The organism is Nocardia sp. CNY236, assembly GCF_000482385.1.
Lineage (GTDB): Bacteria > Actinomycetota > Actinomycetes > Mycobacteriales > Mycobacteriaceae > Nocardia.
This window is the reverse complement of record NZ_AXVD01000033.1, coordinates 43,658-55,207: the sequence shown is the minus strand read 5'-3', so window position 1 is coordinate 55,207 and position 11,550 is coordinate 43,658. Positions and strand designations below refer to the sequence as shown.

General features: G+C 65.5%; 1 protein-coding gene. It reads right to left on the bottom strand.

Going from position 1 to position 11,550, the window contains the following annotated elements; all coding sequences use genetic code 11:
* A partial coding sequence (locus tag K940_RS0117270) for a non-ribosomal peptide synthetase (RefSeq protein ID WP_036528987.1) occupies positions 1–11,417 on the bottom strand: 11,417 nt, incomplete at its 3' end.
* Positions 11,418–11,550: the final 133 nt, after the last annotated feature.

Below are 11,550 nucleotides of genomic sequence, written 5' to 3'. Positions count from 1 at the left end.
TGGTCCAGATCCAACGGAACATACGCCCCACCCGCCGCATGCACCGCATACATACCGACCACCAGATCGACCGAACGACGCATACCGAGCGCGACATACGACTCCGGGCCAACGCCGGCGTGTTTGAGCCAACGCGCCAAACGGTGTACCCGACCTGCGAATTCGGTGTAGGACAGACTCGTCCCCTCGAAGCTCAGCGCGTCGGCATCCGGGGTACGAGCCGCCTGCGCCTCGAACAACGAAACCAGCGTCGCGGCAGCGCCGCCTTCGGGCGAGGTGAGCGCCGCGTCGACCGGGAATACGGTGTCGTTCCACCGTTGGGTCACCAATACCCGTTCGCTCTCGTCCAACAGATCGATGTCGCCGATCGCAATCGACGGATCGGCCGAAACGGCGCACAGGATGCGGAGGAAACGCTCGGCGAAGGCACTGGCGAACAGTTCGTCGAAAAGGTCTGTGGCGTAGACCAGCTCGGCAGCCATCGCCGACTCGGAGCCGGGCGCTTCGCTGAGCGTGAGCTGGAGGTCGAACTGCGCCGCCGGCTGGTCGATGCCCAGATCGGACACAACGAGACCGGGCAGTTCCAGAGTGGTGCGGCCGAGGTTCTGGAACGACAACATCACCTGGAAAAGCGGATGGCGCGCCTGCGAGCGGGTCGGATTGAGCACCTCGACCACCCGCTCGAACGGCACGTCCGCGTGCGCGAAGGCTCGCAGATCGCCCTCACGGACCTGACCGAGCAGGTCGCTGAACGACTCGGCACTGTGTACTTGTGCGCGCAGCACCAGAGTGTTGACGAACATACCGACCAGGTCGTCGAGCGCCTGTTCACCGCGACCGGCGACCGGCGTACCGACCGCGATGTCACCGGAGCCGCTCAACCGAGCGAGCAACGCAGCGAACGCGGTGTGCACCACCATGAACAGAGTTGCGCCATGCATGTGCGCGACCCTGTTCAGTGCTTCGATCAGTTCGCCGGGCACGTCGAACCGGTGGGTACCGGCACGGTAGGACGCCACCGCAGGTCGCAAACGGCCAGACAGGCGCAATTCGTCCGGCAGACCGGCGAGAGCAGCGCGCCAGTAGTCGAGTTGCTCGGAGATCAACGAGGTCGGATCGTCTTCGGAGCCGAGTAGATCTCGCTGCCACATCGCGAAATCGACATAGTGCACCGCCAACGGAAGCCAGCCGGGATCAGCGCCCGACGTCCGCGCGGCATAAGCGGTCATCAAGTCGCGCACCAATGGACGCATCGAGAAGCCGTCGGCCGCGATGTGCTGCACCACAACGACCAGAACATGATCGTTCGGTGCGAGTCGGTAGGCGCGCAGACGTACCGGCGGCTCGGTTGCCACGTCGAAGCCACGTCCGACGAACTCATCGAGGGCGTGCGGCAATCGTTCCTCGGCGACGTCGATGACGTCGAGATCCGGGGCAGCCTTCGTCGCGGACAACACTCGCTGATAGGCCACGCCGTCCTGGGACGGGTAGATGGTGCGCAGCACTTCGTGTCGTGCCACCACAGCTGCGATCGCGCCACGAATCGCCGGGACATCCAAAATACCACGCAGCCGCACCGCGGCTGGGATGTTGTAGGCCGCCGCCCTACGCGATGTGGTCACCGCGGGTTCGGAGATCTCGGCGGCGAATCGGTTGAGGAACCACATGCGCTGCTGCGCGAGCGACAACGGCGGATGCTGCGGTCGCACCTGCGGCGTGAGAGCTCGGCGCGCACCGGTCCCGTGTGATTCGACCCGAGCGGCCAAAGCGGCGACCGTTGGCGCCTCGAACAACGCGCGCACACCTATTCCCGTGCCCAATGCCGCATTCAACCGCGCGACTACCTGCGTGGCGACCAACGAGTTGCCGCCCGACTCGAAGAAGTTGGTGTCGACACCGACCCGGGACACGCCGAGCAGATCGGCAAAGACCTCCGCGACGACTTCTTCGATCGGGGTCGAGGGTGCGCGGAACACGGCGGCTTCGAACGCCGGTGCGGGCAGCGCTTTGCGGTCCAACTTGCCGGAAGCGTTGACCGGGAACGACTCCAGCTCGACCAACGCCGACGGAATCATATAGCCGGGCAGCACGGCATCCAGTGCCATCTTCACCTCGTCGGCGTCGAGCGTCGCCTCCGGCTCGGCGACGAGATAGCCCACCAGGCGGTCGCCGGCATGCGCATCGGAGCGCACGACGACGACCGCCTGCGCGACACTCTGTTGTGCCAGTAGGGCGGCCTCGATTTCACCGAGTTCGATGCGGAGGCCCCGCAGCTTCACCTGGAAGTCGGTACGGCCGAGGTAAGCGAGTTCACCGACTGGGCTCGACGCGACGTTCATCGCGGTGGGCCAGGCGACCAGGTCACCGGTGCGGTACATGCGGGCGCCCGCGGGACCGAAGGGGTTGGCGACGAACCGATCCGCGGTCAGGTCCGGGCGCCCCAGGTATTCCAGCGCCAGCTGATCACCGGCGAGATACAGCTCACCCGCGACCCCCGGCGCGACCGGATGCAAGCGGCCATCGAGGACGAAGACCTGGGTGTTCCACACCGGCCGGCCGATCGGCACCGACACTGTGTCGGCATCGGTGACTTCGTGATATGTCACCTCGACCGCGGCCTCGGTGGGTCCGTACAGATTGTGCAGCCGCGCACCGGTCAACGCACGCAACCGAGCCGCGGTCGAGGCGGGCAGCGCTTCACCCGACGTGAACACCTGACGCAGGCGAGGCGCCAGCAGCTCCTCATTGTTCTCGGTCTCCAACCCCGCAACGAACACCGAGAGCATGGATGGAACGAAATGCACCGTCGTGATCTGCTTCTCGGCAATGATCCGGGCCAGATACACCGGGTCACGATGTCCGTCCGGCTGCGCGACGACCATGCTGGCTCCGGTCTGTAGCGGCCAGAACAACTCCCACACCGACACATCGAATGTGGCCGGCGTCTTCTGCAAGACCGCGTCATCGAGACCGATCGGATACTCGTGTTGCATCCACAGCAGTCGGTTCACGATCGCGGCATGCCCGACCACGACGCCCTTCGGTCGCCCGGTGGATCCCGAGGTGAAGATCACATACGCAGGGTGCTGCGGCCGCAGCGGTCGAGTGCGTTCATGATCGACTATCGGCGCACCGCTGGTCGTAGCGAATCCGGGCTGCTGCTCGATGCCGTCGATGGACAGCAGTGCAACCGACGACTGCCAGTCCAGTCCGAACCCGTCCGCCTCACGATACAAGATCATCTCGGGCCGGGCGGTCGTGAGGATGTAGTCGATCCGGTCGGCGGGCTGATCCGGGTCCAACGGCAGGTAGGCCGCGCCGGTCTGCACAACCGCGTACATTCCGACAACCAGTTCGGTCGAACGTCGAAGCGCGAGTGCCACAACCGTTCCCGGTCCGACGCCTGCGCCGATCAATGTCCTCGCAATGCGGTTGACCCGCTCGTGCAGCTCGCGGTAGGTCCAGCGCTCATCGGCGAACTCCAGCGCGATGGCTTCGGGCGTCGCGGCTACCTGCGCATCGAACAACGAAGCCAGCGTCTGGGCCGGCACTTCACGCGCGGTGTCGTTCACCTCGCTCAACAACCGCGCACGCTCTTCGGGCGCGAGAAGATCGATGTCACCGATCACTACGTCCGGGTCGGCAGTGACGGCCGCGAGGACGCGGTCGAGGCGCTGAGCGAATGCCGCGACGGTCGGCTCGTCGAACAAGTCCAGAGCGTAGGAGAACTCGGCCGACATACCGGCTGTATCACCCAGTTCATCCTGGGTTTCGGACAGAGTGAGTTGCAGATCGAACTTGGCCAGGCGGGCGTCGTAGTCGATACTCTTGACCGAGAGGCCGGGCAGCTCCAGATTGGCGTGTCGAGTGTTCTGAAAGGTCAACATCACCTGGAACAACGGGTGACGCGCCTGGGAGCGAGCGGGATTGAGCACCTCGACCAAACGCTCGAATGGCACCTCCGCATTCGCGAATGCGTGCAGGTCGGTCTCGCGCGCCTGGGCCAACAAGTCCGCGAACGGACGTGCACTGTCCACCTCGGTGCGTAGCACCAAGGTGTTGACGAACATGCCGATCATGTCGTCCAGCGCGGCTTCGCCACGCCCCGCGACCGGCGTGCCGACCGCGATGTCGCTGGCCCCGCTGGAACGGGCGAGCAGCACCGCCAGCGCACTGTGCAGCACCATGAACAGCGAGGCGTTGTACCTGCGTCCCAGCTCTCCCAGAGCCTGTTGGGCCTCGCCGGAGATCACGAAGGGGTAAGTGCCGCCACGATAGGACGCCGCCGCAGGCCGAGGCCGATCCGACCCCAACACCAATTCGTCCGGCAGATCAGCGAGTTCACGAGACCAATACCGAATCTGTTTCGAAATCAACGAGTTCGGGTCGTCTTCGGAGCCGAGTACCTCGCGCTGCCACAAGGCATAGTCGGCATACTGCACCGGCAGCGCCGACCAGGCCGGCGCTTCCCATGACGTGCGGGCGGCGTAGGCAACCATGACGTCGCGAGACAACGGACCCATCGACCAGCCATCGGCGGAGATGTGGTGGACCACCATGCCCAGCACGTACTCGGTGTCACTGATTTCGAAAAGTCTTGCGTGCAGCGGTACTTCATCGGTTACGTCGAAGGCCATGGAAGCGAGATCGACCAGGTGGTCGATCAAGCTGCGTTCGGACACCCGCACCGGAGTGAGGTCGGGCACGATCTGCGCCGCGTCCAGCACCACCTGCACCGGGCCGGAGATGGTCTCCGGGAAAACGGTCCGCAACGACTCGTGTCGATCGATCACATCGATGACCGCGACCTGCAGCGCCGCGACGTCCAGTTCGCCGGACAGGCGGATGGCGACGGGGATGTTGTTGACCGCCGAGGCCGTATCGAATCGGTTGAGGAACCACATGCGCTGCTGCGCCAATGACAACGGCACCTGCTCCGGGCGCTGCCTGGGGACAAGCGCTGTGCGTGCACCGTCACCGGCGTGCGACTCCACCCGTGCGGCCAGCGCCGCCACCGTGGATGCTTCGAAGAGCATGCGCACCGGAACTCTGGTATCCAATGCGATGCCCAGGCGCGAGGCGACCTGCGTCGCGACCAATGAATTGCCGCCCAGCTCGAAGAAATCGTCATCGACCCCGACACGGGCGACGCCGAGCACCTCCTCGAAGGTCTGTGCGACGATCTCCTCGATCGGTGTGGTCGGGGCGCGGAATTCGCGCACCTCGAACATGGGGGCCGGCAACGCCTTGCGGTCCAGCTTGCCGGAGGCGTTGAGCGGGAACTCCTCGAGCACCACGATCGCCGAGGGCACCATGTAGGCAGGCAACGTACGGTGCAGCGCGTTCTTGATGCTGTCGAGATCCACCGGTCCACTTGCGGTGACCACGTATGCGACCAGTTGGTCACCGGCCACGGTGTCCAGGACGACCACCACTGCCTGAGTAACGGACGGGTGCTCCAGGAGGGCAGACTCGACCTCACCGAGTTCGATACGTTGGCCGCGGAACTTCACCTGGAAATCGGTGCGCCCGATGTACTCCAGCACCGCGCGGTCGCCCGGCTCGGCATCACGTGGCAGCACCCACCGCGCCAGGTCACCGGTACGATACAGGCGGGAACCGGGCGCACCGAACGGGTTGGCGACGAAGCGATCGGCCGACAAGTCGGGGCGGCCATGGTAGCCGCGGGCGACCTGCGCACCGCCCAGGTACATTTCGCCGGGTACGCCTACCGGAGCCGGGTGCAGCCCCTCGTCCAGCACGTAGGCCTGCGCATTCCACACCGGACGACCGATCGGCACTGCGGTGGGGGACGTCTCGGCGAGGTGCCACGCTGTGGCGTGCACAGTGAACTCTGTGGGGCCGTACAGGTTGTGCACCGCAGCGCTGGTGAACCGCCGCCACGCGGCGACCGTCTCGGGCGGCAAGGCCTCACCTGCTACCAGGACCGCACGCAGCGACGCGCATTCGGCCGAGGAGGCCGCTCCGAGAAACACCGAAAGCATCGAGGGTACGAAGGAGGTCATCGTCACCCGATGCCGCCCGATGATGTCCGACAGATATATCGGATCGCGATGCCCTTCCGGTGCGGCGATCAGCATGTGCGCGCCAACGCTCAACGGAGCGAACAGCTCCCACACCGAGACGTCGAAGGTGACCGGCGTCTTCTGCAGGATCATATCGGCCGGACCGATCCGGTATTCGGCGGTGATCCAGGCGATCTGGTTGACCACCGAGGCGTGGGTGACCGCCACGCCCTTGGGGCGACCGGTGGAGCCGGACGTGTAGAGCACATACGCCGTATTGGCCGGGCGCAACGGTGCGCGGCGCTCCGCGTCGGTGATCGGCGCGTCGCTGTACTCGGTGAGATCGAGGTCGTCCACCGCTAGCACCGGAACGCTCACGGTGGAGACGGGGTCGGCGGTGGTGGTCAACACACAGACCGGCGACGAACTGTCCAGCACGTACTCGGTGCGCTCGGCCGGATGATCCGGGTCGATCGGCACATAGCCGCCGCCCGCGGTCAGGGTGGCGTAGATCGCCACGAGCATGTCCACCGATCGTCGGATACCGACCGCGACCAGTGATTCCGGACCGACGCCGGAATCGACCAGTTTGCGTGCCAGGCGATTGACTCGCGCGGCGAATTCGGCATAGGACAGTTCGACCTCGGGACCGAACTCACCCGCGCCGCCGTCGAATACGACGGCAGGATCCTCCGGCTGCGCGCGCACCTGTTCTTCGAACAAGTCGAGCACAGTGGTCGTCGCGACGGCATGACCTGTGTCGTTCCACGCGGTCAGTACGCGAGCACGCTCGGCGCTCTCGAGAATCCCGATGTCGCGCACGGTCGTCTGCGGTGCGCTGGCGGCGGCGTCGAGCGTACGCACGAAGCGACGACCGAACTCGGTGACCGTCGGGGCGTCGAACAGGTCGGTGGCGAAGGAGACCACCGCTGTCATGCCGGCGGGTTCACCGCGAACACCGTGGTCCTCGGTAACCGTCCACTGCAGGTCGAACTTGGCGATGTCCACCTCGAGCTCGTCGGCGGTGACCGAGAGGCCAGGCATCTCCAACGTCGCGTGTGACATCTCCTGGAACGACAACATCACCTGGAAAAGTGGGTGACGCGCTTGGGAGCGCGTCGGGTTGAGCACCTCGACCAAGCGCTCGAACGGCACGTTCGCGAAGGCGAAGGCGGACAGGTCGGCGTCCCTGGTGCGGCCGAGGAACTCGGCGAACGTCTCGCCGCCGTCCACCTCGGATCGCAGGACGAGAGTGTTGACGAACATACCGATCAGGTCGTCGAGCGCTTGCTCGCCTCGTCCCGCGACCGGGGTGCCGATGGCGATGTCCCGGGTCCCGGACAACCGCGCCAGCAGTACAGCCAGCGCCGCATGCAGCACCATGAACAGACTGACACCCTGCGCTCGGGCCAGTGCGGCGAGGCGTTGGTGCAGTTCGGCATCGATCTGGAAGCTCACCCGGCCGCCGCGGAAACTCTGCACCGGCGGGCGCGGGCGGTCCGTGGGCAAGTCCAGTTGATCTGGCAGACCCGCCAGAGTTTGGCGCCAGTAGGCGATCTCCTGGGAGGCCATGGACGCCGGATCGGATTCATCCCCGAGCAGCTCGCGCTGCCAAAGGCTGAAGTCCTGGTATTGCACCGGCAGCGGCGCCCAGCTCGGCGCCCTGCCCTCGGCGCGGGCCAAGTACGCCGCGGCCATGTCGCGCGCCAGCGGTCCGAACGAGACGCCGTCGGCTGCAATGTGGTGGACCACGAAAGCGACTGCGTGGTAGGTGTTGTCGTCGGCGCTCGGGTCGGCGACGGTGAACACTCGCACCCGAATCGGCAGCTCGTGCGAGACGTCGAAGCCGCGGGCAGCGAATTCGATCAGCGCGTCAGATAGATCGGTCTCGTCTATCGGTTCGACCGAGAGGCCGAGATCGACCTCGTCGAGCGGAATCACCTGCTGGAATCCGCCGTCGCCGGAGTCGGGAAACATGGTGCGCAGCGACTGCTGACGCTCGACCACATCCAACAACGCCGCCTGCAACGCCGCCATGTCCACCCGGCCGCGCAATCGCACGACGAACGGCAGGTTGTAGGTGGGCACAGTCGGGTCGAACTGGTTGATGAACCACATGCGCTGCTGAGCCAGCGACAGGGGCACTCGGGCCGGCAGCTGCTGGGCCACCAGCGGCGGGCGCGACCCGTCGACCGGGACCGCATACTGCGCCACGTGCGCAATCCCTACGACGGTCGGGGTCTCGAACAGCGCGCGCACGCCGATCCGGGTACCGAACGCCGCACCGATGCGCGCCACTGCCTGGGTTGCGACCAAGGAGTTGCCACCGAGGTCGAAGAAGTTGTCGTCGATCCCGACTCGGTCCTGGTCGAGCACGTCGGCGAAGATGCCCGCCACCACGTGCTCGGCCTGGGTACGCGGGGCGCGGAATTTAGCTGCGGCGGAGTCGAACACCGGCTCCGGCAGGGCTTTGCGATCGAGCTTGCCGCTGGTGTTGAGCGGCAAGGCGTCCAGAATCATGATCGACGCCGGCACCATGTAGCTGGGCAGTCTGTCCGCGATGAAGCTGGACAGCTCCCCGGGGTGGACCACGTGGTCCGGGGTGAGCACGACGTAGGCGGCCAACTGCTGACCGGTCGCGGTGTCGGCAACCTGTACCACGGCTTGGCCGACTGCCGAATGGGCCAACAGACCGGTCTCGATCTCACCCAGTTCGATCCGCTGGCCACGGAACTTCACCTGGAAATCGGTGCGGCCGAGGTATTCCAGTGTGCCGGCACCGTTCCACCGCACCAGGTCGCCGGTGCGGTACATCCGTTCGCCCGTGATCGACAGCGGATTGGCGACGAAGCGATCCGCACTCAGATCCGGGCGACCACGATAGCCACGAGCAAGCTGACGGCCGGCGAGATACAGCTCGCCAGGAGCACCGATCGCCGCCGGACGCAACCGTGCATCCAATACATAGACTTCGACGTTCCACTCCGGGATGCCGATCGGCACGGTCACCGTGTCGGCGGCCGTGGCCTCCCAGTAGGTCACCGACACCGCGGCCTCGGTGGGGCCGTACAGGTTGTGTAGTCCGGCCGGGCTGATAGCACGGAAAGCCGCTGCGGTCTCCGGCGGCAGTGCCTCGCCGATCACGAACACCGCACGTAGCGTGGCGCATTGCGCTCGGGTGGCGTGCGCGAGGAACACCGTCAGCATCGACGGAACGAAATCGGTCACGGTGACGCCGTGCCGTTCGATCGTGTCTGCGATGTACTGCGGGTCGCGGTGCCCGTCCGGCGATGCGACGACCAGCGTCGCACCCGCCAGCAGCGGCAGGAAATAGCCCCACAACGACACGTCGAATGTGGTCGCAGTCTTCTGCAGGTAGACGTCTTCGGCGGTCAACCGGTATTCGTCGAGCATCCACAGCTGCTGATTGACGATCGCGTGGTGCGTGACCGCCACGCCCTTGGGGCGACCGGTAGACCCCGAGGTGTAGATGACGTAGGCGGTGTTGTCCGGACGCAGCGGCGCGAGCCGATCGGTGTCGGTGATCGGGGCGGCGGAGTGTGCCGACACATCGAGAACGTCGATCGCGATCCGGCGAACGCGGTCGGGCAAGGTCGACTCGTCGCTCGACAGGGTCAATACCGATACCGGCGCTGCGCTGTCGAGAATGTAGGCGGTGCGTTCGGCCGGGTGATCGGGATCGATCGGCACGTAGGCGCCGCCGGCCTTCAACACCGCGTGCATGCCGATCACCAGATCCAGCGAGCGGCGCATCCCCAGGGCTACCAGCGATTCCGGGCCGACACCGTCGGCGATCAGAAAGCGCGCCAGTCGATTGACCCGCGCATCGAACTCCGCGTAGGTGAGGGTCGCGCCTTCGAAATCGAGCGCGACGTTCTGCGGGGCCAACCGCGTCCGCTCGTCCAGAAGTGCCGCGAGGGTGGTTCGCGGAACCTCCTGCTGAGAATCGTTCCAATCCAGCAGTGTCTGTTCGCATTCGTCGGCGGTGGCGACCGGCAACGTCCACACCGGCTCGTGGCTGTCGGCGGCGAGGAAGCGATCGAAGAATTCGAGGAAGCGACCGTGATGGCGACGCGCCTCGTCCTCGGTATAGAGGTTGGGATTGGTCTCGAAGTCAATGTGTGTGCGTGATCCGGCGATCGACTGGTAGAAGTTGACGCCCAGATCCTCGATGCTGCCGGTGGACAGCACGGACATCTGGCCCACGATCGAGCCGAGGACGATCTCGTTCTGGAACAGCATGATGTTGACCCACGGACCGAAGAACTCCGTGGTCACCACACCCTCGCCGGCCGCATCGCGGCGAATGTCCTCGTGGCGGTACCGCTGGTGGCGCAGCGCACCCGATACCTCGACCGCCACTTGACGCACCAGTTCGGCAATGGTGGTCTCGTACCCGACCCGCAGGCGCAGTGGCACGATATTGGAGGTGACGCCGCCGGAACGCCGCATCGCAGCGGTGGTGCGCGCGGTGACCGGAAGACTCACGATCACGTCTTCGGCACCGGTCCACTGCGCCAGATAGCCCGCGAAACCAGCGAGCAGCATGGCCGCGGGCGACGAATTATGACGTGCCACGGCGGCTTTCAATTTCGCGTTCTGCTCATCCGACAGCGCGGCACTGGAGATCCCGTTGATCGGCGCCGGTGGCGCGGTCCGGCCCTGCAGACTGGTGCCTTCTTCCAGCCCCGCTACCCGTTCGCCCCAATACGTCTTGTCCGTGGCGAACCGCGTGGTGCCGCGATAGGCCATCTCCTGCTGATACAGCGTGAGCAGGTCGGTGGCCTTACTCGGGGCGGGCTCGACGCCGGTCGCGTATGCCGTGTACAGCTCGGCGATCCGAGTGAGGTAGGTCATCGCGCCGAATCCGTCGAGAGCGATGTGATGCGACCGCAGATACCAGTACCAATGGCCATCAGCGAGCTGCAGGGCCGCGATCTTGATCAACCGGTCGCGAATCAGGTCCAGCGGGCGACTGTAGTCGGCGCGCATCCAGGCCATCGCCGCGGTTCTCGGATCATCTTCGTCCCGAAGATCCAGGTAGAACAGTCTGTCTGTCTCGGCGACGGTGTAGTCGACGTATTGGAATGGCTCGCCGCCACGCTCGCCGACACGCAGAAAACCCGAGCCGAGTTCGTTCGAGGCCTCGATGCTGGCCCGCACTAGCGTCGGGCGATCGAGATCGCCGCGCAGGTCGACGTACTGTGCAATGTTGATCGGCACCCGCGGGTCGACATGCTGCGCGTACCAGATGCCCAGCTGGGCAGGAGACAAGGGAAAGGCCCCCGACAGATCGGATCCCGCTCCGGATTCTGTGTGCTCCCGTTCGTTACCAGTTTCGCCGTCTCCGCCGAAATCCAGCCGGTTCAACCGTAACCTCACTTCCGGAACACCACGTAGCGCTCCCCGACCCATCCGGAACGGACGCCGCCGCTCGGGCGTTACGCCTGGCGTCTCCGGATTCAGTTCCTACGTCAATCAGGTTTTGTGTCAATAGGGCGAA